The organism is Embleya sp. NPDC020630, from assembly GCF_044334985.1.
GTDB lineage: Bacteria > Actinomycetota > Actinomycetes > Streptomycetales > Streptomycetaceae > Embleya.
Genome location: NZ_JBIRUB010000005.1, coordinates 350,066 through 374,908 on the forward strand (window position 1 = coordinate 350,066; position 24,843 = coordinate 374,908).

A 24,843-nucleotide genomic window follows, 5' to 3' on the forward strand; every position below is an offset into this window, starting at 1 on the left:
AGTACGGATCCCGAACACGGATCCGCACGCCGAGCGGCGGTGCCCGAGGTCCCAAGCCCCGTCGCACCGCCCGCCGCTACCCGCCCAGTTCCTCGATCGTCTTCAGGATCCGCTTGTCCGACACCGGTTGCGGGGTGCCGAGGGATTGGGCGAAGTAGCTCACCCGCAGCTCTTCGATCTGCCAGCGCACCGCCGCCACCTCGGCCGGAATCGGCGCACCCTTTGCCTGACGGTCCATCAAATCCCGGTATGCCGCCTGGATCTGATGGACCTTCTGCATGCGCTCGCGATCGCGCACCGGGTCCGCCTCCAGCCGCTGCAACCGGCGCTCCATCGCCTGGAGGTAGCGGTGCACGTCCGGCAACCGGCGCCACCCCGCCTCGGCCACGAAGCCCTTGTGCACCAGCGCCGTGTACTGCGCCTTCAGGTCGGCCAGCGCCGGGGCCAGCGCCGGACTGCGGGTCGCCTTCAGCCGCCCGGCCACCCCGTGCGAGGCGCCCAGGATGCGCTCGACCTTGACCACCGTGTCCTCGGTCAGCCGCGGCAGGCCCGCCTTGACCCGATCGCGCAGCCGTACGAAGCCCGCCTCGTCCCAGGCCGGCCCGCCCGCGTCGCGGATCAGCATGTCCGTCGCGCACGCGAGGATGTCCTCGAAGAGCGCGTCGATGCCCCCGTGCGGGTTGTGACTGAGCGTCAGCTTGGCCATGTTCGGCAGCCGACCCTGGATCTGCTTGACCGGCGACTGCACGTTGAGCAGCACCAGGCGCCGCGTCCCGCCCCGCATCGCGCGCAACTGCTCCGGCTCGCTGTCGAACAGCCGCACCGCGACCGAGCCGCCCTCGTCGACCAGCGCCGGATACGCCTTGACCACCAGCGGCCCTCGCCGCTGCTCGACCACGCGCGGCAACTCGCCCAGGTCCCACGCGGTGACGCCGGCGCGCTCGATGTCCAGCGTGCTCGCCGCCTCGGACACCGCCGCCCGCATACGCTCGCGCAGCTTCAGCTTCAGCGCGTCCAGGTCCTTGCCCTCGGCGAGAACGCGCCGGTCGTCGTCGAGCACCCGGAAGGTCATCCGCAGATGCTCGGGCACCTTCGTGAGGTCCCAGCCCTCCCGCTTGACCGGCATCCCGGCCATCCGGCTCAACTCCCGCTCCAGGCCGTCCACCAGGGAGCCCTTGCGCGGGGTGAGCCGGCCCAGGATCGCCCGCGCGTAGTCCGGCGCCGGCACGAAGCCGCGCCGGATGCCCTTGGGCAGGGCCCGGATGTAGGAGGTCACCAACTCCTCGCGCAGCCCCGGGATCTGCCACTCGAAGCCCTCGCCGGAGAGCTGGTTGAGTACCGCGACCGGGATGTGCGCGGTCACCCCGTCGGCGTTCGAGCCGGGCTCGAACTGGTAGGTCAGCGCCAGCTCCAGACCTTCCTCGACCCACGTGTTCGGGTAGTCCTCCTCGGTGATCCCGCCGGCCTTGGCGTTGATCAGCATGGACTTCTCGAAGCTCAGCAGGTCCGGATCGGTGCGTTGGGCCTTCTTCCACCACGCGTCGAAGTGCCGCCCGGAGACCACGTCGGCCGGGACCCGCTCGTCGTAGAAGTCGAACAGGGTCTCGTCGTCGACCATGATGTCCCGTCGCCGGGCCCGGTGTTCCAGCTCCTCGACGTCGGCGAGCAGTCGCCGGTTGGCCGCGAAGAACTTGTGGTGCGTGCGCCAGTCGCCCTCCACCAGGGCGTGCCGGATGAACAACTCCCGCGACAGCTCCGGATCGACCTTGCCGTAGCCGACCTTGCGCGCGGCCACGATCGGCACGCCGTAGAGCGTGACCTTCTCGAAGGCCATCACCGCGGCCATCTTCTGTTCCCAGTGCGGCTCGCTGTAGGTGCGCTTGATCAGGTGCCCGGCCAGCGGTTCGATCCACTCCGGCTCGATCCGGCCGGCGATCCGGGCCCACAGCCGGGACGTCTCGACGAGTTCGGCCGCCATCACCCACCGCGGCGGCTTCTTGAACAGCGCCGAGCCGGGGAAGACCGAGAAGCGGGTGCCGCGCGCACCGCCGTACTCGCGCTTGGCCGGGTCCATCAGGCCGATGTGCGAGAGCAGACCGGACAGGATCGCGGTGTGGATGTGCTGGGTGTTCGGCTCCTTCGGCTCGCCGGTCGCCTCTATCCCCAGCGACTTGGCGGCGGAGCGCAACTGGCTGTGCAGGTCCTGCCATTCGCGTATGCGCAGATAGTGCAGGAACTCGCTCTTGCACATCTTGCGGAACCGGCTGGAGGACAGCTCGTCACGCTGTTCTCTGATGTAGTTCCACAGGTTGAGATACGCGAGGAAGTCGGACTCCTTGTCCGCGAACCGCGCGTGCAACTGGTCGGCGTGCTGCTGGTGTTCGGTGGGCCGCTCGCGCGGGTCCTGGATGGACAGCGCGGAGGCGATGATCAGCACCTCGCGGACCACGCCGATGCGGTCCGCCTCCAGGATCATCCGGGCCAGGCGCGGGTCCACCGGCAGCTGGGACAACTTGCGCCCGATCGGGGTCAGCCGCTTGCGCACGTCCGGCTCGTCGGGGTCGAGCGCGCCCAGCTCCTGGAGCAGTTGTACGCCGTCCTTGATGTTGCGCCGATCCGGCGGCTCCACGAACGGGAACGCGGCGATGTCGCCCAGGCCGAGCGCGGTCATCTGCAGGATGACCGAGGCCAGGTTGGTGCGCAGGATCTCCGGATCGGTGAACTCGGGCCGCGACTCGAAGTCCTCCTCGGAGTACAGTCGGATGCAGATGCCGTCGGAGGTGCGCCCGCTGCGGCCCTTGCGCTGATTGGCCGACGCCTGCGAGACGGCCTCGATCGGCAGCCGCTGCACCTTGGTGCGCAGGCTGTAGCGGGAGATGCGCGCGGTGCCCGGGTCGATCACGTACTTGATGCCCGGCACGGTCAGCGAGGTCTCCGCGACGTTGGTCGCGAGCACGATCCGCCGGCCGGTGTGCTGCTGGAAGACCCGATGCTGCTCGGCCGCGGACAGCCTGGCGTACAGGGGCAGCACCTCGGTGTTGCGCAGCTGCCGCTTGTTCAGCGCCTCGGCGGTGTCCCGGATCTCCCGCTCGCCGCTGAGGAAGATCAGGATGTCGCCGGACGCCTCGCCGAGCAGCTCGTCGACCGCGTCGCTGATCGCCTGGACCTGGTCGCGGTCGTCGGGTCGGCGCTTGCCGCCGCCCTCCTCGTCGTCCTCGTCCTCGTCGACCTCCGCGACCAGCGGGCGATAGCGCACCTCGACCGGGTAGGTACGGCCGGAGACCTCGATGATGGGCGCGTCGTCGAAGTGCTGCGAGAAGCGCTCGGGGTCGATCGTCGCCGAGGTGATGATCACCTTGAGGTCGGGGCGGCGCGGCAGCAGCTGTTTGAGGTAGCCGAGCAGGAAGTCGATGTTGAGGCTGCGTTCGTGCGCCTCGTCGATGATCAGCGTGTCGTATTGGCGCAGCAGCCGGTCGTTCTGCACCTCGGCGAGCAGGATGCCGTCGGTCATCAGCTTGACCAGGGTGTTGTCGCTCGACTGGTCGTTGAAGCGGACCTTGTAGCCGACCACGTCGCCGAGTTGTCCGCCCAGCTCCTCGGCGATGCGGTCGCCGACGGTGCGGGCGGCGATCCGGCGCGGCTGGGTGTGGCCGATCAGGCCCTGGACGCCCCGGCCCAGCTCCAGACAGATCTTCGGGATCTGGGTGGTCTTGCCCGAGCCGGTCTCGCCCGCCACGATCACGACCTGGTGGTCGCGGATCGCGGCGAGGATGTCGTCCTTCTTTTGGCTGACCGGCAGCGCCTCGGGGTAGCCGATCGTGGGCACGGCGGCGCGCCGGTTCGCGACCCGCGTCTCGGCGGCGTCGAACGCGGCGATCAGGCTCTCGGTCTCGGCGACCTGCTGCGGGCCCTTGCGACTCTTGCGGGTCCGGTCCAGGCGACGGCGCAGACGGTCCTGATCCCGAAGCATCAGGTGGGGCAGGCGCGCCTGGAGGTCGGCGAGCTGAGATGTGGCTACTGGCGTTCCCATTACGGGGTCAAGGATAAGTGGCACCCCGGGGGCGACGGCCAGTGGATTACTCCCGGGGGTGTTGGCAGCGCCGATCCCTCTGCCGGATCAATTGTTGAACATAGAACTACTTGGTATCCTGGGCCTATGGAGACCACCCCGTCGCGGCCCGTCGCGCCGCGCATGCCCGTCGTCTATCTCGGTCACGGCGCGCCGCCGCTCGCGGACGACGCGTTGTGGACCGGCCAGCTGGCCGCGTGGGCCGCCGACCTGCCTCGGCCCACGGCCGTGCTGATGGTGTCCGCGCACTGGGAGGACGCCCCGATCGCACTGGGAGCCACCCGCACCGTCCCGCTCGTGTACGACTTCGGCGGCTTCCCCGAGCACTACTACCGGGTCACCTACCCGGCGCCCGGCGCGCCGGAGCTGGCGGCGCGGGTACGGGCGCTGCTCGGGCCGGACGTGCGGGACGCGCCCGAGCGCGGCCTCGACCACGGCGCCTACGTGCCGCTGGTGGAGATGTATCCCGACGCCGACGTGCCCGTCCTGCAGATGTCGCTGCCCACGCTCGACCCCGTGGAGCTGTACCGGGTCGGTCGCCGGCTCGCGGATCTGCGCGACGAGGGGGTGCTGATCGTCGGCAGCGGCTTCTTCACGCACAACCTGCGCGGCCTGGACCCCCGGGCCGAGGCGCCGGTGCCCGGGTGGTCGGCCGAGTTCGACCACTGGGGCGACGAGGCTTTCCGCGCGGGCGACCTTGACGCGCTGCTCGATTTCGCGCACAAGGCGCCGGCCGCGCGCCTGGCCCATCCGCGCACCGAGCACTTGGCCCCGCTGTTCGTCTCGCTCGGCGCCGGGCACGAGAACCTGGACACGCTGCGCCAGGTGATCGACGGCTTCTGGTTCGGGTTGTCGAAACGATCGATCCAGTTGGGCTGAGCCGGGCGGGGCCGGCCCGAAGGTGGTGGTCGTACGGGCGTACCGTCGTCATAAAGGGGCCATTGTCGTAAATAGCCGAAACCGCGCCACGGCGCGCCACCGGAGCCGTACCGTAGCGGCATGGCTGCCAGAACCCTGCCGCAGAGCTGCGTGGGCGTCGGCTGCATGCTCGTGCGCGAGCACCTGAACGCCGAACAACACTTCTGGGACGCGAGGTTCTTCCCGTCCGGGGGAGTGCGCGAGGACAGCGGGTTGCTGGTCGCGCTGTTGATGGCCTCGGCGCTGCACCGCGTCGCGCGCGGCATGGGCATGTCGGACGGCGATCCCGACGCGGTGATGCGCGTTCCCGTGGTCCCCACACACGCCCTCCTGCGCACCGACCGGGATGCGATCGAGGCCGCCCGGAGCTTCACCAACCCGGCCGAGCTCGACGAGTTCCACACCCGCCTGACCCGGTTGTGCCCCGGCCGCGACGCGGTCTGGCCCTCGGTCCGCTGGACCGCCGAGGACCTGCTGCTCGTCTACGCGCACGCCGCCGCGACCCACCGCGTCCTGCCCACCCTCGACCCGACCAGCGCGCTCGCCGACATCGACCCGGGCCTGACGGTGGCGGGCCTGTGGGAGGAGTGAGAAAGAGTCCCGCCCCGCCGAGGAATTGCGTGTCCATCTTCGACATATGCACCGAGGAGACAAGGCATGACCGAGACCGAGCACGGTGACCCCACTCTCTACCGCACACCGGCGGACGCGATCGCCGCGCCGCCCGAGAAACTCGCCTACATCGTCGGCTTCGACCGCACCGAGCAGCGCCCCGACGCGCTGTTCACCGTCGACACCGACCCCGAATCCGCCTCGTACGGGCGGGTGTTGAGCCTGGTCGAGGTGAGCGGGACAGGCGACGAGCTGCACCACTTCGGCTGGAACGCCTGCTCCAGCGCACTCGCGCACGCCTGCCACGAGCATCCCGAACGGCGCTATCTGCTCGCGCCCGGGCTGCGATCCTCGCGCCTGCACGTGTTCGACACCCAGCCCGATCCGACCCGTCCGACCCTGCTGAAGACCATCGAGGCCAAGGAACTCGCCGACCGGGCCGGCTATTCGCGCCCGCACACGCTGCACTGCGGTCCCGACGGGGTCTTCCTGTCCTGCCTGGGCGGCGCGGGCGGAGCCGAGGGCCCCGGCGGGGTCGCCCTGCTCGACCACGACACGTTCGAGGTGCGGCGGGCCTGGGAGAGCGATCGCGGCCCGCAACACCTGGCGTACGACGTGTGGTGGCACCTGAACCACAACGTCGCGATCACCAGCGAGTGGGGCACCCCCTCGATGATCGAGAACGGTGTCGACGCCGAACTGCTGCTCGGGCGGCACTACGGCCATGCGCTGCACTTTTGGGAACTGGACTCCGGCCGGCATCTCCAGCGGCTGGAGCTGGGCGATCAACACCAGATGGTGCTGGAGTTGCGGCCGGCCCACGACCCGCAGGCGACCTGGGGATTCGTCGGCGTCGTGGTGGACGTGACGGACCTGTCGGCGTCGGTGTGGTTGTGGCACCGAGACGGCGGCGAGTTCACCGTCCGGAAGGTGATCACGATCCCCGCCGAGGCCGCCGAGCCGGACCGACTCCCGCCGGTGATAAGGCCGTTCGGCGCGGTGCCGCCGCTGATCACCGACATCAACCTGTCCGTGGACGACCGCTGGTTGTACATATCGGCCTGGGGGACCGGCGAGTTGATCCAGTACGACGTCACCGACCCGTTCCACCCCCGGCGCACCGCGTCCGTCCGGCTCGGCGGCATCGCCGGCCGCGTGCCGCACCCCCGGGCGCCCGAGGTCCCGCTCACCGGTGGGCCGCAGATGGTCGAGATCAGCCGGGACGGACGGCGGCTCTACCTGACCAACTCGCTGTACGGCTCGTGGGACGACCAGTTCTATCCGGACGGCGTCGAGCCGTGGCTGGTCAAGCTCGACGCGGACACCGCGCACGGCGGCCTGTCGGTCGACGAGCGCTTCTTCCCGCACGGGGAGGAGTTCCGCGGCCGGCGGGTGCACCAGACCCGGCTCCAGGGCGGCGACGCCTCGTCCGACTCCTACTGCCACCCGTCGGATTCCCGGTCCTGAACCCGCGTCCCGCCCGCCCGGCGCGGGTGGGCGGGCGCTGTTCGTGCCGCCTGCCCCGGAACGCGCGGCCGCCTCACCGCGCCGGGAAGGCCGCCAAGTGCTCGAGGAGCAGCCCGGTCAGGGCCTGTGCGCCGTTCTCCGGGACCCAGTGGTCCACGTCCGCGAGCACCTCGAAGCGGTACGGGCCGATGACCGAGTCGGCGGTGGCCTCCGCGGCGGCGCGGCCGAAGGCCTGGTCGTGGTCGCTCCAGACGTACAGGGTCGGGATGTCGATGTCGCCGATGTCGCGCAGGACCTTCGGGTCGATCGCCCGGTACCAGTTCAACGCGCCGGTGAGCGCGCCCGGTTCGCGCAGTACCGCGAGGTAGCGTTCGGTGACCTCGGTGGGCAGCGAGGCGTAGACCTCGCGCAGATAGGCCGCGTCGTCGGCGAGCAGCTTCTCCTCCGCCGCGCCGCGCGTGCGGAACAGCCGGATGTACGAGGACTGTTCCCGCTGGCCCGACGCCTCGTCCCGGACCGCCGAGGCCAGCGCGACCGGATGCGGCGTGGAGACCACCGTCAGCGTGTGCAACCGCTCCGGCGCCAGGCCCGCGACCTGCCAGGCCAGCGCGCCGCCCCAGTCGTGCCCGACCAGGTCCACCCGCTCCAGGCCGAGGGCGTCCAGCACGGCGAGCACGTCGCCGACCAACTCGTCACGCCCGTAGGCCGATTCCTGCGGCGGCCGGGCACCGGGCGAGTAGCCGCGCTGGTCGAAGGCGATCGCCCGGTGGCCGGCCCGGGCCAGGCCCAGGAGTTGCGCGGTCCAGGAGGCGGAGGTCTGCGGGAAGCCGTGCAGGAACAACACCGGCCGCCCGGCGGCCGGTCCGGCCACGCGGGCGTTGAAGACCCAGCCGCCGGCCGTGATCTCGGCCGCCTCCACGAACGGTTGCGGGGAGTCCGCGCCGACTGATCTGCCCGCCGAGGTGTTCATCCGACCTCCGGATCGCTGTGTCGCGCTGTGCCGGTCTTCCGATCGGCAGCATAGGCGTCTCGGTACGCGAGATTCGCATCCCATGCCCGTCCCGCGCCAGTCCCCCCTCGGCCACATCCGGGCCCGGCCCGCCACGCGCTCGCGGTCGCGCGTTTCTCATCGCACCTTAAGAAACGCCTCATCCGGCTCCCAGGCCGCCCCGACACCGTCCGACCATGAGCCTGACGACACCCACGCGCACCCGGATCGTGGACGTGGTGGTGCCTGTGTACAACGAGGCGCACGTGCTGACCGCGAGCATCCGGCGCCTGCACGCCTACCTCCTGCGCGGATTCCCGTACGCCTTCCGGATCATCGTCGCGGACAACGCCAGCACCGACCGCACCCATGCGGTGGCGCGCGAGCTGGCGCGCGAACTCCCTCACGTACGCGCGGTGCACCTGGACCGCAAGGGGCGCGGCCGGGCGCTGCGCAAGGTGTGGACCGAGTCCGACGCCGACGTGGTGGCCTACATGGACGTCGATCTGTCCACCGACCTGGACGCGTTCCTGCCGCTGGTCGCGCCGTTGGTCACCGGACACAGCGATCTGGCGATCGGCACCCGCCTCGCCCGCTCGGCCGACGTGGTGCGCGGGCCGCGCCGGGAGGTGGTTTCCCGGTCGTACAACCTGCTGCTGCGTGGGGTGTTCGCGGCGCGCTTCTCCGACGCCCAGTGCGGCTTCAAGGCCGCCCGCACGGTGGTCGCCCAGGCGCTGCTGCCACACGTGCACGACGAGGAGTGGTTCTTCGACACGGAACTGCTGCTGTTGGCCGAGCGCAACGGGCTGCGGATCCACGAGGTGCCGGTGGACTGGGTCGACGATCCGGACAGCCGGGTCGACGTGCTGCACACCGCGATCGACGATCTGCGCGGCATGGCCCGCGTCGCCCGGCGGATCGCGGCCGGCACGTTTCGGGTCCCGGTCCCGGCCCGGGTGCGCGGGGCCCGGCTGCCGAACGGGATGCGCGCCCAGCTCCCGCGCTTCGCGACGATCGGCGTACTCAGCACGCTGGCCCATCTTTTGCTGTACGTCCTGCTTCGGGACGTCCTGGGTGCACTCGCCGCGAATGCCCTCGCGCTGACCGTCACCACGATCGCCAACACGGCGGCGAATCGGCGCTTCACTTTCGGGGTACGCGGGCGCGCCGACGCCTGGCGCCATCAGGCCCAGGGCGGCCTGGCGTTCGTGGTGGGCCTGGGCCTGAGCAGCGCCGTACTGGCCGGATTGCACGCCGCCGTCGCGGATCCGTCCCGAAGGGTCGAGTTGACCGCGCTGGTCGGCGCCGGCGTGATCGCCACCGTGGTGCGCTTTCTACTGCTGCGGGCCTGGGTCTTTCGACGCCCGTCGGCCGCGACGGTGGCTGATCCACCCTCCGGCACGGCCGCAGCGGATGCGACAGGCCCGAACGCACCCATTGCTTCGGTGATTTCCGTCACGTCGGTGAGCACGGCCGAGAGCACGTCTCGTGAGGAGGACGCATGACCGCCGTGGTGGTTCCGCTGCCGATCCCCGCTCCCGGGGTCGGGGGTACGGTCGATCGGCCCTGGTATGTCCGACTGGTGCGCGGACGCGAGGCGGACGCGCCGTGGGTGCGCGCCGCGCTGCTTGCGCTGCTCGTCGGCACCGGCGTGCTCTACATCTGGGGCCTGGGCGCCTCCGGGTGGGCCAACTCGTTCTATGCGGCGGCCGTTCAGGCGGGGACGGAGAGCTGGAAGGCGTTCTTCTTCGGCTCCTCCGACGCGGGCAACTCGATCACCGTCGACAAGACGCCGGCGGCGCTATGGGTGATGGGCCTGTCCGCCCGGATCTTCGGGGTCAACGCGTGGAGCATCCTGATCCCGCAGGCGCTGGAGGGCGTGGCCACGGTTGGCGTGCTGTATCTGGCGATCCGGCGCCGATTCCCGGCCTGGGCAGGGCTGTTGGGCGGGGCGGTGCTGGCGCTTACGCCGGTCGCGGCGCTGATGTTCCGGTTCAACAACCCGGACGCGCTGCTTGTGCTGCTGCTCACCGTCGCCGCGTACGCGGTGCTGCGGGCGCAGGAGAGCGGCGCCACCCGCTGGTTGGTGCTGGCCGGGGCGTGTGTGGGGGTCGGGTTCCTGGCCAAGATGCTCCAGGCGTTTTTGGTCGTGCCGGTGCTTGCGGCGGTGTACCTGGTGCTGGCGCCGGTGGGCTTTTGGCGGCGGGTGCGGCAACTGCTGTGGTCGGGGCTGGCGTTGCTGGTCGCGGGTGGGTGGTGGATCGCGATCGTGGAACTGTGGCCGGAATCCTCGCGCCCCTACATCGGCGGCTCGCAGCACAACTCGATCCTCGAACTGACTCTGGGCTACAACGGACTCGGTCGGCTCAACGGCGACGAGACCGGCAGTGTGGGCGGCGGAGGGCCCCGGGGCGGCGGCTGGGGCGCCACCGGCTGGGACCGGATGTTCAACCCCGAAATGGGCGGCCAGATGTCGTGGTTGTTGCCCGCCGCGCTGATTTTGCTGGTGGTGGGCCTGTGGTCGACCCGACAGGCGCCACGCACCGATCCCGCTCGGGCGGCGATCGTGTTGTGGGGCGGATGGTTGCTGGGCACCGGGCTGACGTTCAGTTATATGGCGGGCATCTTCCACGCCTACTACACGATCGCCCTCGCGCCGGCGATCGCGGCGCTGGTCGCGATGGGCGCCGCGCTGTTGTGGGAGCGGCGTCGGGTGTTGCGGGCGGCGGCGGTCGCGGCGCTCACCGTGGCGGTGAGCGCGTGGTGGTCGTACCACCTGCTGGGCCGTACGCCGGAGTGGCATCCATGGTTGCGGCACGGCGTGCTGATCGGCGGAGTCGTCGGCGCGCTGGGTGTGTTCGCCGTCGGGCTCACGGCGCTGCGCGGGCTTGCGCCGGTGGCGGCCGGGGTGTCCGTGGTGGCGTTGCTGGGCGGGCCGGCGGGCTATACCTGGGCCACTGTGACCACGGCGCAGCGCGGGTCGATCCCGAGTGCGGGGCCGGTGGGGGCGGGCTTCGGGCGGGGGTTTCCGGGTGGTCCGGGTGGTCCGGGTGGTCCGGGGGGCTTGGGTGGGCCACGGGGCCTTCCGGGTGCGCCGCCCGGGCAGGTGCCGGGACAGGTTCCGGGCGGTCGGGCGCCCGGTGGGCAACCCGGCGCTGGGGCGCCGGTGTTCCCCGGTGGCCCCGACGGCGCCGGCCGTACCCGGGGGCAACGCCCGGGCGCCGGCGGCGGCGGCATGGGCGGCCTGCTCAACGGCAGTACGCCGGGTAAGGAGGTCGTCGCGACGCTGAAGCGGGACGCCGGCCGCTACACCTGGGTGGCCGCCTCCGTCGGCTCGAACAGCGCCTCCGGCTATCAACTGGCCACCGGCGACCCGGTGATGCCGATCGGCGGCTTCAACGGCAGCGACCCGTCGCCGACCCTGGACGAGTTCCGCAAGCTGGTGCGAAACGGCCGGATCCACTACTTCGTCGGCGGCGGCCTCGGCGGGATGCGTGCCATGGGCGGCGGCAACACCGCGCAGGAGATCGCGACCTGGGTCGAGCGCACGTTCATCGCGACCACCGTCGACGGGGTCACCCTCTACGACCTGACCGCGCCGGAAGGGAACGTTACCGACGAATCGTCACCAACCGCCTGACGGGTTGTCAATCGACCCGCCGCGTGCGGCAAACGGCGGGCGCGGATGATCCGTAGGATCCCTCCCCGTGACGATCAAGATGCGAAAGGTCGGGGCCGGGTTGATCGGCCTGCTGACGACCTTGGCTGTCGTGGGCGGTTCCGCGCCGTCCGCGATGGCCGACGAGACGAATTCGACCGCGCCGCCACCGAAGGTCGAGTTGATCCTCGACGTGAGCGGCTCGATGAAGGCCAACGACGCCGGCGGGATGACCCGCATCGACGCGGCGAAGAAGGCCTTCAACGAGGTCGTGGACGGCGTCCCGGAACCGGCCGACTTCGGCGTCCGGGTGCTGGGTGCGACGTACCCGGGCAACGACAAGGCGAAGGGGTGCGTCGACACCCAGCAGCTGGCCCCGGTCGGCAGACCCAACAAGGTCGTGATCAAGAACGAGATCGCCAAGTTGCAGCCGACCGGCTGGACGCCGATCGCGCTGTCCCTGCGTGAGGCCGCCAAGGACCTCGGCACCGGTACCGGTACCCGGCGCATCGTGCTGATCACCGACGGCGAGGAGACCTGCGCGCCGCCCGACCCGTGCGACGTGGCCCGCGAGTTGGCCGCCTCCGGCCTCAACCTCGTGGTGGACACCCTCGGTCTGGTGCCCGACGAGAACACCCGCCGGCAGCTGTCCTGCATCGCCGAGGCCACCGGCGGTACGTACACCTCGGTGCTGAACGCCGACGAGCTGTCGCAGAAGGTCCAGCAGATCGTCAAGCGCGCGGTGCGCGAGGTGGACGAGACGCCCGCTCCGGTCAAGGGCAGCCCGAACGGCTGCCAGGATGCCCCGCTGCTCGGCCCCGGGGTGTACAGCGACCGCGAGGAGTTCGGCCAACACCTCTGGTACAAGGTCCCGGTCAAGCCGAACCAGGAGTTGCGCACCACCGCGACGGTCGGCGCCGACCGCAAGGTGGCGCGCGACTACGACGTGACGGTCACCGCGTTCGGCGAGGACGGCCGCGAACTTGTCGGCAACGCCGGTGCGGGCAACGGCCGTACGGACGTGCAGTCCGCCGGGTTCCGCTACCCGTACAAGACGGACAAGGACCACGCGAAGACGAAGACGGTCTGTCTGGTCGTCACCAACGCGTTCGCCGCGCAGCCGAACGTGGCCACCAAGCCCGGTCTGCCGCTGGAGTTGACGGTGGACCTGGTCAAGGCCACGGACAGCAAGGCGGCCAACGTGCACGGCCTGGGCCGCGGTTGGGTGTTCCTGGGGGTGCTCGCAGGATTCGGCCTGATCTCGGGCCTGTTGGCGGGCTGGCTGCGCCGGGCGTTCAAGGCTCTCGGGAAGGCGATGTCATGACGGCGATCCGTACGATGAGGCGGGCACTCGCGGCGGTCGCCGCGGCGTTCGTCGGGGTGACGCTGTTCGCGGGCGCGGCGGCGGCCGATCAGGACGTGCCGCCGGGGACCACGTTCCTGGCCGCGGGCACGCTCAAGCTGGGCCAGGACGCACGCTGGTCGGCGTCCGAGGGCGAGTACCTGTACTGGCAGTTCCCGGCCAAGGCGGGCAAGGAGATCCACGCCAAGGTCGATCTCGACCTGGCGTCGGGCAATGCCCGTACCGGTCCCGTGACCTACCGGATCGAGATCTACGACGGCCTGCGTCGACGCCAGCCGTGCGTCGAGGGCAAGCAGGTCGCCACCGCGCAGAAGGCCGACACCAAGCTCGCGCTCACGTGCGTGCCGAGGGTGGTGCGCGACTGGGCCGAGCCGTGGTCCACCGACCCGTTGCCCGGGATGTACTTCGTCCGGATCGCCGCGATGGACGTGCCGGACCTGGACGCGGGCGCCGCGGTCAAGGTCGCGGTGCGTGTGGACACCGAGGACGGCGACGACCAGGTGCCGACCTCGGACCGCAAGCTGGCCGATCCGCTGGTGCCGATCACCAAGGCCGGCGCGGTGCTCAAGAGCGGGCAGACCGCGGACACCCGGTCGGTCGCGTGGGACCAGGAAGAGGACCACTGGTACCAGTGGGACTGGATGGACGGGCCGAACGCGCGGTGGTTCTGGACGGCGATGGCGACGTTCGTCGCGGTCGTGTTCGGGATCCTGGGCTACCAGCTCACCCGGAAGAAGCGGCACTGGTTCAGCTGAGCACGCCCGGCCCGGTTCGGGCCGGTTCGGGCCCACGGCGTGGCGACCCGCCCCGACGCGACTCGCGTCGGGGCGGGTCGCCATGATTCGGGAGTCAGCCCGACACCGGATCCGACCCGGATCCGATCGACATCCGACCGGGGTCCGCCGCGGATCCCGATTCGACGACGCGAGGAGCAGCCATGATCATCGAGCACGCGGACATCACCGTCACCGCCGGCCGCGAGGCCGACTTCGAGGCCGCGTTCCTGCGCGGCCGCGAGGTGGTGGCCAAGTCGCCCGGTTACCGCTGGGCCCGGCTGGTCCGCCAGGTCGAGGCCCCGACGTCGTACCTGCTGCTGATCGGCTGGGAGACCCTGGAGGCGCACACGGTCGGCTTCCGCGAGTCGGAGCTGTTCCCCCAATGGCGCGCCATCGTCGGCGAGTTTTTCGCGGTCCCCCCGACGATCGTGCACTACGAGAGCGACCTGACCCCGGCCGACGGGGCCTGAGCCGCGGCACGACTCCGGCCCCGGTCCCACCCTCTGGAGGCCGGGGCCGTCGTCGCTTTCGACATCGGCACCAGGACGGGCAGCAATGTTCGCGATGGGGAGAGGCGTGGCAATGCGAGACCAACTCCTCGGGGGGCGTTACCGGTTGGTGCGTGTCCTCGGCGAGGGCGGCATGGGGCAGGTATGGGAGGCTCGGGACGAGACGCTGGGCCGGTCCGTCGCGGTCAAGGTGATCTCCCTGCTCGCCGGCGGCGGAAGCCGAGGCGACGAGGCACGCGCCAGGTTCCTGCGCGAGGCACGGATCACCGCCCAGCTACAGCACCCCAATATCGTGACCATCCACGACCTCGGCGAGACCGGCACCGAGGGCGACAGGGTCCCGTTCCTGGTGATGGAGCTGATCCGGGGCGAGGGCTTGGACGCGGAGCTGCGCCGAGGCGCCGTCGCTCTGCCGACCGCCGCCCGGTGGGGGGCACAGATATACGACGCACTCGCCGAGGCGCACACCGTCGGAATCGTGCACCGGGACATCAAGCCCTCCAACATCCTCATCACGCCGTCCGGCATGGTGAAGGTCCTCGATTTCGGCATCGCGCGGGCGGCCGACGCCCACGCGAGCGCAGACCGTCTCACCCGGACCGGCTTCATCGTGGGCACGCCCGCCTACATGGCCCCAGAACAGGCACGCGGGTACCCCGAACCCCGCAGCGACCTGTACGCCCTCGGCTGCCTGCTCTTCGAACTGGTCACGGGCCGGCTGCCCTTCCAGGCCCCCGACACGGTCGGCTACCTGACGGCTCATCTCACGCAGGAGCCGCCCGCCCCTAGTTCGGTGCGCGCGGGCATCCCGTCCGTTTGGGACGACCTCGTACTGACCCTGCTGGACAAGGACCCCGGCCGGCGGTACCCGAACGCCGCCGACCTCGCCAGGACGCTGCGACAGCTCGACCGGGCCGCCGAACTCGTCTCCGCGGCGGACGAGTTCGCCCCCACGTCCGCCGCGCCCGACGCACGTCCGACCCGGCCCGCCACCGCCGCCCCACCGCCGGTCTCGCGACCGGTCGGGCGGCGGGCGTTCCCCACCGTGCGAGCGCCATCCCCCGGGCGCCGGGCGGCGACCTGGGCCGCGTTCGGCGTGGGGCTGGTCGTACTCGCCGTGGGCACCTTGCTCGTGTACACCCCGTGGGGGGCGATCGCCGGCTGGCTTCCGCTCCTGCTGGGACCGGCGCTCCTGCACGCGCCGTTCCGGGCGTCGAAGGGAAAGCTGGACATCGACTCGCGCCATCTGTGCGTCCACTGGAACTACGGCCGCCGAGTTCACATCCCGTGGCAACGGATCCACGAGGTCCGCGTGATTCCCGTCGACCGCCCCGGACTGTCGACACCACGCTGTGGCATCCGGATCGAACTCGACCCGGTCAATCACATCCCCTTCGCCTCCGGCGGCCCGCTCACCCGGGTACCGAGCCAGGAGCGCCCCACCTACTGGTTCGGCGAAATCGACGTGCCACCGGGTCGCCTGGCCACCGCACTCAAACAACACATACCGCAACGAACCCGGATGGCTTGACGCGATCGCTCGAAAGGCGCCTTGTTCCGGAAGGAGTGAGGCGCCCTTCGAATTCCTGTATGAATCACCGCCGAGTGAGGCCGCCGGTCTTCGCCTCCTCGACGAACATCCACCACCCGTCACCTGCGCGCCGACCTGCCCGTGCGGGGCTCGTGCAACGGGCCGCCACGGCCATCCGGCGTGCAGCGCACGACGATCGATTTCCCTCAGGCGGACGCGGACCTTCTCCGCAAAGTGCTCGCGAGGCTGCAAGCGCTGTGAACGGCGGCCCGGTGCGGGCGGAGGTCCGCATCGAACTCGTTTGCGGCAGCGGTGGATGGGAGGGTCACCGAGTATCGACATGACTCGGGGTGGGCTTCGGGTGGTCGGGAACGTCTTCCGGCCGGTGCCGCCGGCGGCTTCCGGAGTGGGTGGAAGCCCGGTGGAGGGTGCCGAGCGGGTCGTTGGTGACTCGGTGTATCGGGTTGAGCGAATCGTGGGGACGCGGTGCAGGGGGATGGGCCGTGGGGGCGGGTTTGGGCGGTCATGGCGGAGGTCGCGGCCGGGTACGGGTCCGCCGGGGTTCGGCTCGTGGTCTGGTTTGACTGCCGAGTGGGCGTGGGGTCAGGTCGGGGTGCCCGGGAAGCGGAGGGTGGCTACCGTGCCCGTGCCGTCGGCGGCCGGTTCCAGGGTCACCGTGCCGCCGGCGTCGGCCACTGTGCGGGCGACGATGGACAGGCCCAGTCCGGAGCCGGGCAGGCCGCGGGCGGCGGGCGCGCGCCAGAAACGTTCGAACACGTAGGGGGCGTCGGCGGCGGCGATGCCCGGGCCGTGGTCGCGCACGGTGAGGCGGCCGTCCGCGAGCCGGACCGTCACGACCCCCTCCGGGCCGCCGAACTTGAGCGCGTTGTCCAGCAGGTTGACCACCGCCCGCTCCAGCGCGGCCGGCTCGCCGCGTACGTACCAGGGGCTGACGTCCACCTCGATCCGCGCGTCGGGCGCCCGCAACCGGGCCCGCTCCGCCGCGCGTTCGACCGCGGTGTGCAGCGCGGCGGGCTCGGCCGGCGGTTGGCCGGCCACGTGGTCCGGGCGGGCCAGCAGCAGCAGATCGCCGACCAGGTCGGAGAGTTCGACCAGTTGCGCCTTCACGTTGTGCAGCAGGCGTTCCTTGTCGGCCGGCGGGATCGAGCGGCCGGTCTGTTCGCTGCGCAGCAGCAGATCGGTATTGGTGCGCAACGAGGTGAGCGGTGTGCGCAGTTCGTGCCCCGCGTCGGCGATCAGCCGCTGCTGGCGCAGCCGGGACGCCTTGAGCGAGGCCGTCATCGCGTTGAACGAGCGCCCCAGGCGGGCGATCTCGTCCTTGCCCGCGATCGGGATCACCGTGTCCAAGTCCTCGGTGCGGGCCACGTGTTCGGCCGCCTCGGTGAGCCGGTCCACCGGCCCCAGCGCGGCCCGGGCGACCAGCAGGCCCAGCGTGGCCGCGCCCAGGATGCCGATCGCGCTCACCGTGACGAGCCACGTGGCCAGGCTGTCCAGCGAACTCTCGATCTCGTCGAGTGGCCGGGACACGGACACCGCGGTGTCCCGGCTGACGTGCTGCGTCATCACCCGTACGTGCTGCCCGCTCTTGGTGGTGGCGTCGTGGAAGACCACCTTCTTCGTGCCCGACGTGTCCGCCGCCACCGCCTTGTCGTCCTCGTTCACCGGGACCGGACTGACCGGCACCGCGCTGCTGCCCTGCTGGGTGCAGAACCAGCCGTCGCCGCGCACCACCTGATACGTCAACAGGCCGCGCTGGAACGGCGGCGCGGGGCGCAGGCAGATGTCCGCGATGGTCGTCGCCTGGCCCCCGCGCGGGTTCAGGAACGGCGTCCCGGTGGTGGCCAGGGTCCGGTCCATCTGTTCGCGCAGCTGATTGCGGGTCAGCACCCAGCAGGTGACCGCCGCCGCCGCGACCGCGAGGGCGACGGCGAGCGCGGTGAGCAGCGCCAGGCGGGCGCGCAGCGGCAGATGACGGCTCATCAGGACGGCGCCTCCGCGGTACGCAGGACGTAGCCGACGCCGCGAACGGTGTGCACGAGCCGGGGCAGGCCGCCGGCCTCGGTCTTGCGCCGCAGGTACATCACGTACACGTCGAGCGAATTGGACGCGGGTTCGAAGTCGAACCCCCATACGTTGTGCAGGATCTGCTCCCGGGTCAGCACCTGGCGCGGGTGGGTGAGCAACAGTTCGAGCAGGGTGTACTCGGTGCGGGTCAGGTCGATCGTCCGGCCCGCGCGGGTGACCTCGCGCGAGGCGGTGTCCATCCGCAGGTCGGCGTAGGCGAGCGCGTCGTCGCGGGCCTCCTCGCGCGTGCCGGCCATCGCGCTGCGGCGCAGCAGCGCGCGTACCCGAGCCAGCAACTCGTCCAGCTCGAACGGCTTGACCAGGTAGTCGTCCGCGCCCGCGTCGAGCCCGGTGACCCGGTCGCCGACCGCGTCGCGCGCGGTGAGCATCAGTACCGGGAGCGTGTCGCCCCGGGCGCGCAGCCGGCGGCACGCGGTCAGCCCGTCCATGCGGGGCATCAGTACGTCGAGCAGCACCAGGTCCGGCTCGTCGCCCGCGATCGCGGTGAGCGCGGCCACCCCCTCGTCGGCGAGGGTGACCCGGTAGCCCTCGAAGCGCAGGCTGGATTCGAGGGCCTCGCGGACGGCGGGTTCGTCGTCCACGACGAGGATGTGCGGCGGCGTTCCGGTGTCGGCGGCGGGCGTCATCGCGGGCGTCATGGCGGGCGACTCCTTCATTCGGCGGCGGATCCCGGGGGATCCGGTTACTCCGGGTCGCCCCACGGTCGCACGCGGACACCTTCCGTGTGGACTCGGTACAAAGCGTGTCGTGCCAATGTGCGCGCTCGACATGAAAGGAACATGAATGCGACGTGGTTCGATCGAAGCCGACCCTCGCATGTGAGGATCGAGGTAGCGCGGCGGGCCCTCGCGCGTGCCGATCGAGGTGGTGGCCTCGGTCGACCGAACGAGGGGCCGACGACACACGCGGGTGCCGCGACCGGCAACATACGCGGCACCGGGCGCGCGGTCCGGGCCACCCCCGAGTCCCCGCGCCGATCGCCCTCGAACCCGGAGGTACACCGTGGAGCCCGAGCCGGTACGCACGAGCCTGGACGACAAGCCCGGCCACCCGCACTCGACCGACGACCCGGTCCGGATGACGGTGGACGACGGCATCGCCACCATCACGCTGGACTCGCCCGCCAACCGCAACGCGCTGTCCGCGCGCCTGGTCGCCCGGCTGCGCCACCACCTCGCCGAGGCGGGCGTGGACGAGCGGGTGCGGGCGGTGGTGCTCACCCACACCGGGCCGACCTTCTGTTCGGGCATGGACCTGCGCGAGGCGGCGGCGGGCGGGATGGCCCAGGGCGCGGAGCAACTGCTCGCGCTGCTGCGCCTGGTGGTGGAGGTGCCGGTGCCGGTGGTCGCACACCTGCGTGGCAATGCGCGCGCCGGCGGGATCGGCCTGGTCGGCGCGGCGGATCTGGCGATCGCGCCGGCGCAGGCGACGTTCGCGTTCACCGAGGCGCGGCTCGGGCTGAGCCCGGCGGTGATCTCGCTGACCACGGCGCCCCGGATGGATCCGCGGTCGGTGTCGCGGTACTACCTCACGGGCGATGTGTTCGACGGCGCGGAGGCGGAGCGGATCGGCCTGCTGACCCGCGCGGTGGACGGGCCCGAGGGCGCGGACGAGGCGGTGGCGGCGCTGGTGGCGTCGTTCCGGCTGTGCTCGCGGCAGGGGTTGGTCGAGTCGAAGAAGTTGACGATCGGTGCGTTGCAGGCCGGTTTCGACCGGGACGGGCGGGAGTTGGCCCGGCGCTCGGCGGAACTGTTCGCCTCGGCCGACGCGATGGAGGGCATGGCGGCGTTCCGGGAGAAGCGGGCGCCGAAGTGGGTGAGCGAGGGGAGCGCGGAGCGGTGACGGGTCCTGCGCGGTGTGTAACCGTTCGTGGTCGGGCGGGAGTTGCCGCGACGTGACCGGCGAACTCTTCCCGGTACCCCGGGAGCGGGTCGAACTCGCTCCCGGGGCCTGGCACGTGCCGGACTGGCTTTCGCTCGACGAGCAGCGGGAGTTGGTGGTCGCCGCCCGCGAGTGGGCCGCGCCGCCGGCCGGCATGCGGCAGGTGGTGATGCCCTCGGGCGGGGTGATGAGCGTGCGCACTGTGTGTCTCGGGCTGCACTGGGAGCCGTACCGCTACAGCGAGTTCCTGCCGGACGGCACGCCGGTCAAGCCGTTCCCGGCACTGCTCGGGGCGCTGGCGCGGCGGGCGGTGGTCGAGGTGTACGGGTCCGTTCCGGCCGACCCGTACGACATCGGCCTGGTCAACCACTACGACGCCAAGGCGAGCATGGGCCTGCACCGCGACGCGGACGAGGCGTCGCCGGCGCCGGTGGTGTCGCTGAGCATCGGCGACAGGTGTGTGTTCCGCTTCGGCAACACCGAGACGCGGACCCGCCCGTGGACGGACGTGGAACTGCACAGCGGCGACCTGATCGTCTTCGGCGGCCCGTCCCGACTCGCGTACCACGGCGTGCCGAGGATCCGCCCGGGCACGGGCGACCCGGCAACGGGCCTGGCGGGCGGCCGGCTCAACATCACCATCCGGGCTTCGGGGCGGCGGCCTGCCGGGTCGTAGGGCCTTACCCCGGTTCGTGGTGGGCGAGAACCTGCCCGAGTAGGCGGGTCAGGGTCCGCCGGTCCTCGGCCGACAGCGGCGCGAGGAGGTCGTCCTGGGCCCGATCGAGCAGTTCGTCCATGCGGCGCAGTTGACGCAGGCCGTCCTCGGTGAGGGTGACCCGGTTGCGCCGGCCGTGGCCGGGGTCGGGGGAGCGGTCGACGAAGCCCTCCGCGACGAGGGCGTTGACCGCCGCCACGATGTCGCTGCGGTCGACGCGGCACCTTCGGCCGAGCTGGGCCTGGCTCGCGGGCCCGAACTCGTGCAGCGCGGCCAGGATCCGGTAGTGGTAGCGCTTCAGCGAAATGCGGATCACCCTCGTCTGGACGCACGACGTGTGACCGATGACGTGACCGATGAGTTTCCCCGCTCCGCACGGTCTCCATGGGAAACGACGCAACACGACGCAACACGAGACGACACGAGACGAGACGACGAGGAGCGTGCGGAGCGTGGGGACCATGAAGCAGGACGCCGTGAAGCAGGCGGACACCGTGAGCGCCACCCTGACCATGGCGCTGCCCACCGCGAAGGTGTTCGCGGTGCTGGCCGATCCGACGACCCACGCCTCCATCGACGGCACCGGCTGGGTCCGGGAGTGCGTCGACCGGGCGCCGCTGACCGAGGTGGGGCAAGTCTTCCGGATGGCCATGTATCACGCCGATCACCCGGACGGCGACTACCGGATAGCCAACCAGGTCCGCGTCCTCGACGCGCCACACGCCATCGGCTGGGCGCCCGGGATGGAACAGGTCGACGGCGGCTTGCGGTTCGGCGGCTGGACCTGGCGCTACGACCTCAAGCCGCTCGACGCGTCACAAACCGAGGTCACCCTCACCTACGACTGGTCGGAGGCGTCGGAGCCCGCCCGGGAGCGCTTCCAATTCCCACCCTTCGGCCCCGAACACCTTCCCAACTCCCTACAGCACCTGGCCGAGGTCGCCGCCGCCGGCTGACGAGACCGCCCGCCGGTCAAACGGGTCGGGTCATGGGCCCTTCGCGGTACATCCCGGCGGCAGGTGCGGTCGTGATCCTGTCGGCGCGTGCGCCGTATGCGTATTCGACCATCCACCGGTCCCCGTCGTGCCGGACACGGGTGATGGTCCCGAGGTGGTGATGTCGCCCGTGGCGGTCGACCTTGCGCCAGAGGGGTTCGCCCACCGCCCATGGAGGCGTAGGCGTGTCGGTCATGATCTCTCCTTGCGTATGGAACGGGACGACGGGGTCGGCGACTTCGGCACGCGGCGCACGGTGCGCGATCATGCGCACGCAGCCCGGGGAAAACCCGGTCGCGCGGGCAATGACCTCCACCGACATGCCGCTTCGATACGCATCGGCCACGGCGCCCCGCAACGCGGCCCCGGCGGCGCGGCAGTGCCGGTGGTGGGCGCGCTGCCGATGCGGTGGGGCGGTCGCGGGGTCGGGCCGGCGGCCCGCAAGTCGATGGCGTTCGGCGGCGGTTGCACCGAGACGTTCAAGAAGCGGCGGGTACACGGACCTGCTTTCGGTGGTGGATCGGCGGACGGCCCGGCCCGGCCGGGTGCGCGGGGGTCTTCAGGCACCCAGCCGGACACGGGATCGAGAGCCCCCGGTCCCGCAGCCGCGCCGGTGGCCGCAGGACCGGGGGGTGCCGCCCGCAGGAAACGGTCGGAGCGGGCGGCATCGGGCGGGGCTCAGCCGCCCGAGTCCAAACCGCGCCCGACCGACGGCGCCGGAAAGGTCCGTATCAAATCAGGTCCTGCCGGCGTACGCCGAGCCATGACCAGGGCAGGAAGCCGAAGCGAGCAACTTCGCCTGCACGTGGGTGCAGACACGGTGGGCGGCGGGGTGCCCGGCTCACCGAGCCGTATCGAGGACTTCTGTCCAGTGACGGTGTCGGCGCTGTTCGCGACCGCCACCGCGGGCCGCGTCGGCATCACGATGACGGCCGGGCCGCCGACTCGCGCTTCCAGGCCGGACTGCGGGCGGGCGAACTGGGGCTGTCCCGCTGAAGCCGCCCGGCTACCCCGTCGCCGCTGCCAATGCCGCCAGGGCCATTCGGCTCAGCATCGGGGCCAGGATGCGTTGGGGGGTGCGTAGCGTGTGGGGGGTGGAGTTGATCAGGCCGAAGGCGGCGTGGACCGCGGCGCGGGCCTCTCGGTCGTCCAAGCGGTTCGGGTGGGCCTTCATCGCCACCTCGACCCACAGCTCCACGTAAGCGCGCTGGACGCGGCGGATCCGGTGTCGCTCGGCCGTGGGGACCTGGTTGAGCGCGTGGTCGTGCAGCGTGATCAGGTCCGGGTGGCGCAGCGCGAACTCGACCTGGCCCTCGATCAGCGCCGCCAGCGCCTGCGCCGGGTCCTCGATCGACGCCCGCAGCTCGCCCCGGGCCAGCAGCTGCTCGCTGATGTCGACCAGCAGCTCGGTGAGCATCGCCTCCTTGCCCCGGAAGTGTTTGTACAGCGCGGGGCCGCTGATGCCCACCGCCGCGCCGATGTCGTCCATGCCCACGCTGTGATAGCCGCGCTCGGCGAACAGCCGGGCGGCCACCTGCAGGATCTGGTCTCGACGGCTCACGGTCATGTGTCCATGCTAGACACTCGGATTAACCGTGGTTAACCTCGGGGGCAGGTGAACGAAGGTTAACTCGAGGCGGTGTCATGGAAAACGTGCTCGGCACAGCCGCCGACCCGGGGTCGCAGACCTACCGGGCCAACGCGGAAGCCCACGAACGCGCGGTCGGCGAACTGCGCGCCCGGTTGGCGACCACCGCGTTGGGCGGCGGCGAACGGGCCCGGGAACGGCACACCGCGCGGGGCAAGCTGCTCCCGCGCGACCGGGTGGAGACCCTGTTGGACCCCGGCACGCCGTTCCTGGAGATCGCGCCGCTGGCCGCCGACGGGATGTACGGCGGCGACGCGCCGGCCGCCGGGATCATCGCGGGCGTGGGCCGGGTCGCCGGCCGCGAGTGCGTGATCGCGGCCAACGACGCGACGGTCAAGGGCGGCACCTACTACCCGATGACGGTCAAGAAGCACCTGCGGGCCCAGGAGATCGCGCTGGAGAACCGACTCCCGTGCCTGTACCTGGTCGACTCCGGCGGCGCGTTCCTGCCCATGCAGGACGAGGTCTTCCCGGACCGGGAGCACTTCGGGCGGATCTTCTACAACCAGGCGCAGATGAGCGCCCGGGGCATCCCGCAGATCTCCGCCGTGCTCGGCTCGTGCACCGCCGGCGGCGCGTACGTGCCGGCCATGAGCGACGAGACGGTGATCGTGCGTGACCAGGGCACCATCTTCCTCGGCGGCCCGCCGCTGGTGAAGGCCGCCACCGGCGAGGTGGTCAGCGCCGAGGAGCTGGGCGGCGGCGACGTACACGCCCGCATCTCCGGTGTCGTCGACCACCTCGCGGCCGACGACAAGGACGCGCTACGGATCGTCCGCGACATCGTCGGCACCCTCGGCGCCCGGCCGCAACTGCCCTGGGACGTACGGGAAGTGGAGCCGCCGGCCGTCGACCCGGCCGGGCTGTACGGGGTCGTGCCGCCCGACGCGCGCACCCCCTACGACGTGCACGAGGTGATCGCCCGCATCGTCGACGGCTCGCGCTTCCACGAGTTCAAGGGCGAATACGGCACCACCCTGGTCACCGGCTTCGCCCGGATCCACGGCCACCCGGTCGGGATCGTCGCCAACAACGGCATCCTGTTCGCCGAATCCGCGGTCAAGGGCGCGCACTTCATCGAACTGTGCGACCAGCGCGGCATCCCGCTGCTGTTCCTCCAGAACATCACCGGCTTCATGGTCGGCAAGGACTACGAGCACGGCGGCATCGCCAAGCACGGCGCCAAGATGGTCACCGCGGTGGCCACCACCCGCGTGCCCAAGCTGACCGTCGTCATCGGCGGCTCGCACGGCGCGGGCAACTACTCGATGTGCGGACGCGCCTACAGTCCGCGCTTCTTGTGGATGTGGCCCACCGCCAAGATCTCGGTGATGGGCGGCGAACAAGCCGCCACCGTGCTCGCCACCGTCAAGCGCGACCAGATCGAGGCGCGCGGCGAGAGCTGGGACGGCGAGGAGGAGTTCAAGCAGCCGATCCGCGAGCAGTACGAGCGGCAGGGCAACGCCTATTACGCGACCGCGCGCCTGTGGGACGACGGGATCATCGACCCCCTCGACACCCGCACCGTGTTGGGCCTGGCCCTGACGGCGTGCGCCAACGCGCCGCTGGCCGAGCCGCGCTTCGGTCTGTTCCGGATGTAGAGGGGT

At 71.2% G+C, this 24,843-nt stretch carries 20 protein-coding genes; 13 read left to right on the forward strand and 7 right to left on the reverse strand.

Features of this window, described 5'->3' with window-relative positions; all coding sequences use genetic code 11:
- Nucleotides 1-76 precede the first annotated feature (76 nt).
- Nucleotides 77-4,030, reverse strand: a complete 3,954-nt coding sequence (gene hrpA / locus ACH4XV_RS20360) for an ATP-dependent RNA helicase HrpA (protein ID WP_395791650.1) — start codon at nucleotides 4,028-4,030, stop codon at nucleotides 77-79.
- A gap of 126 nt (nucleotides 4,031-4,156) precedes the next feature.
- Here hrpA and ACH4XV_RS20365 point away from each other — a divergent pair, with 126 nt between their 5' ends.
- The 3 genes from ACH4XV_RS20365 (at nucleotide 4,157) to ACH4XV_RS20375 (ending at nucleotide 7,066) form a co-directional block, all read left to right on the forward strand.
- The gene (locus ACH4XV_RS20365; protein ID WP_395791652.1) at nucleotides 4,157-4,948 is read left to right on the forward strand and encodes a dioxygenase; all 792 of its coding nucleotides are present in this window, start codon (nucleotides 4,157-4,159) and stop codon (nucleotides 4,946-4,948) included.
- A gap of 120 nt (nucleotides 4,949-5,068) precedes the next feature.
- Nucleotides 5,069-5,578, forward strand: a complete 510-nt coding sequence (locus ACH4XV_RS20370) for a hypothetical protein (protein ID WP_379996888.1) — start codon at nucleotides 5,069-5,071, stop codon at nucleotides 5,576-5,578.
- 66 nt (nucleotides 5,579-5,644) lie between these two features.
- A complete protein-coding gene (locus ACH4XV_RS20375) occupies nucleotides 5,645-7,066 on the forward strand; it encodes a selenium-binding protein SBP56-related protein (RefSeq protein WP_395791654.1) in 1,422 nt (473 codons plus the stop codon).
- Nucleotides 7,067-7,139: 73 nt separating this feature from the next.
- Here the strand turns inward: ACH4XV_RS20375 and ACH4XV_RS20380 are convergent, their stop codons facing one another.
- The gene (locus tag ACH4XV_RS20380) at nucleotides 7,140-8,036 is read right to left on the reverse strand and encodes an alpha/beta fold hydrolase (RefSeq protein WP_395791656.1); all 897 of its coding nucleotides are present in this window, start codon (nucleotides 8,034-8,036) and stop codon (nucleotides 7,140-7,142) included.
- Nucleotides 8,037-8,251: 215 nt separating this feature from the next.
- On the opposite strand from ACH4XV_RS20380, the gene ACH4XV_RS20385 reads away from it, so the two are divergent.
- The 6 genes from ACH4XV_RS20385 (at nucleotide 8,252) to ACH4XV_RS20410 (ending at nucleotide 15,891) form a co-directional block, all read left to right on the forward strand.
- On the forward strand, nucleotides 8,252-9,559 hold the full coding sequence (locus tag ACH4XV_RS20385; protein WP_395791658.1) for a glycosyltransferase: 1,308 nt from the start codon (nucleotides 8,252-8,254) through the stop codon (nucleotides 9,557-9,559).
- Nucleotides 9,556-11,694 (forward strand): ArnT family glycosyltransferase, encoded by a 2,139-nt coding sequence (locus ACH4XV_RS20390; RefSeq protein WP_395791660.1) that lies wholly within the window; start codon nucleotides 9,556-9,558, stop codon nucleotides 11,692-11,694. Before ACH4XV_RS20385 ends, ACH4XV_RS20390 begins: the two co-directional genes overlap by 4 nt.
- Before the next feature lie 67 nt (nucleotides 11,695-11,761).
- Nucleotides 11,762-13,036 (forward strand): VWA domain-containing protein, encoded by a 1,275-nt coding sequence (locus ACH4XV_RS20395; protein WP_379996898.1) that lies wholly within the window; start codon nucleotides 11,762-11,764, stop codon nucleotides 13,034-13,036.
- A complete protein-coding gene (locus tag ACH4XV_RS20400) occupies nucleotides 13,033-13,830 on the forward strand; it encodes a peptidase (RefSeq protein ID WP_395791662.1) in 798 nt (265 codons plus the stop codon). The genes ACH4XV_RS20395 and ACH4XV_RS20400 overlap by 4 nt, the downstream gene beginning before the upstream one ends.
- Before the next feature lie 182 nt (nucleotides 13,831-14,012).
- On the forward strand, nucleotides 14,013-14,321 hold the full coding sequence (locus ACH4XV_RS20405) for an antibiotic biosynthesis monooxygenase family protein (RefSeq protein WP_395791664.1): 309 nt from the start codon (nucleotides 14,013-14,015) through the stop codon (nucleotides 14,319-14,321).
- Nucleotides 14,322-14,433: 112 nt separating this feature from the next.
- Nucleotides 14,434-15,891, forward strand: a complete 1,458-nt coding sequence (locus tag ACH4XV_RS20410) for a protein kinase (protein ID WP_395792008.1) — start codon at nucleotides 14,434-14,436, stop codon at nucleotides 15,889-15,891.
- Between the two features lie 603 nt (nucleotides 15,892-16,494).
- Here the strand turns inward: ACH4XV_RS20410 and ACH4XV_RS20415 are convergent.
- Nucleotides 16,495-17,892 carry a sensor histidine kinase gene (locus ACH4XV_RS20415; protein ID WP_395791666.1) on the reverse strand — a complete coding sequence of 466 codons (1,398 nt, stop codon included), beginning with the start codon at nucleotides 17,890-17,892 and terminating at the stop codon, nucleotides 16,495-16,497.
- Nucleotides 17,892-18,623: a response regulator transcription factor gene (locus ACH4XV_RS20420; protein ID WP_078979118.1), complete on the reverse strand. Its 732-nt coding sequence runs from the start codon at nucleotides 18,621-18,623 to the stop codon at nucleotides 17,892-17,894. Before ACH4XV_RS20420 ends, ACH4XV_RS20415 begins: the two co-directional genes overlap by 1 nt.
- Before the next feature lie 376 nt (nucleotides 18,624-18,999).
- On the opposite strand from ACH4XV_RS20420, the gene ACH4XV_RS20425 reads away from it, so the two are divergent.
- Together ACH4XV_RS20425 and ACH4XV_RS20430 are read left to right on the forward strand one after the other, a co-directional pair.
- A complete protein-coding gene (locus ACH4XV_RS20425; RefSeq protein WP_395791668.1) occupies nucleotides 19,000-19,839 on the forward strand; it encodes an enoyl-CoA hydratase family protein in 840 nt (279 codons plus the stop codon).
- A gap of 52 nt (nucleotides 19,840-19,891) precedes the next feature.
- Nucleotides 19,892-20,554 (forward strand): alpha-ketoglutarate-dependent dioxygenase AlkB family protein, encoded by a 663-nt coding sequence (locus tag ACH4XV_RS20430; protein ID WP_395791670.1) that lies wholly within the window; start codon nucleotides 19,892-19,894, stop codon nucleotides 20,552-20,554.
- A gap of 4 nt (nucleotides 20,555-20,558) precedes the next feature.
- Here the strand turns inward: ACH4XV_RS20430 and ACH4XV_RS20435 are convergent, their stop codons facing one another.
- Nucleotides 20,559-20,909 (reverse strand): MarR family winged helix-turn-helix transcriptional regulator, encoded by a 351-nt coding sequence (locus ACH4XV_RS20435; RefSeq protein WP_395791672.1) that lies wholly within the window; start codon nucleotides 20,907-20,909, stop codon nucleotides 20,559-20,561.
- A gap of 145 nt (nucleotides 20,910-21,054) precedes the next feature.
- Between ACH4XV_RS20435 and ACH4XV_RS20440 the strand changes: the two genes are divergently transcribed.
- Nucleotides 21,055-21,549 carry a polyketide cyclase gene (locus ACH4XV_RS20440; RefSeq protein ID WP_395791674.1) on the forward strand — a complete coding sequence of 165 codons (495 nt, stop codon included), beginning with the start codon at nucleotides 21,055-21,057 and terminating at the stop codon, nucleotides 21,547-21,549.
- A gap of 16 nt (nucleotides 21,550-21,565) precedes the next feature.
- Here the strand turns inward: ACH4XV_RS20440 and ACH4XV_RS20445 are convergent, their stop codons facing one another.
- Nucleotides 21,566-21,910, reverse strand: a complete 345-nt coding sequence (locus tag ACH4XV_RS20445) for a hypothetical protein (protein WP_395791675.1) — start codon at nucleotides 21,908-21,910, stop codon at nucleotides 21,566-21,568.
- 684 nt (nucleotides 21,911-22,594) lie between these two features.
- A complete protein-coding gene (locus ACH4XV_RS20450) occupies nucleotides 22,595-23,155 on the reverse strand; it encodes a TetR/AcrR family transcriptional regulator (protein WP_379996926.1) in 561 nt (186 codons plus the stop codon).
- 77 nt (nucleotides 23,156-23,232) lie between these two features.
- Here ACH4XV_RS20450 and ACH4XV_RS20455 point away from each other — a divergent pair, with 77 nt between their 5' ends.
- The gene (locus tag ACH4XV_RS20455) at nucleotides 23,233-24,837 is read left to right on the forward strand and encodes a carboxyl transferase domain-containing protein (RefSeq protein ID WP_395791677.1); all 1,605 of its coding nucleotides are present in this window, start codon (nucleotides 23,233-23,235) and stop codon (nucleotides 24,835-24,837) included.
- Nucleotides 24,838-24,843: the final 6 nt, after the last annotated feature.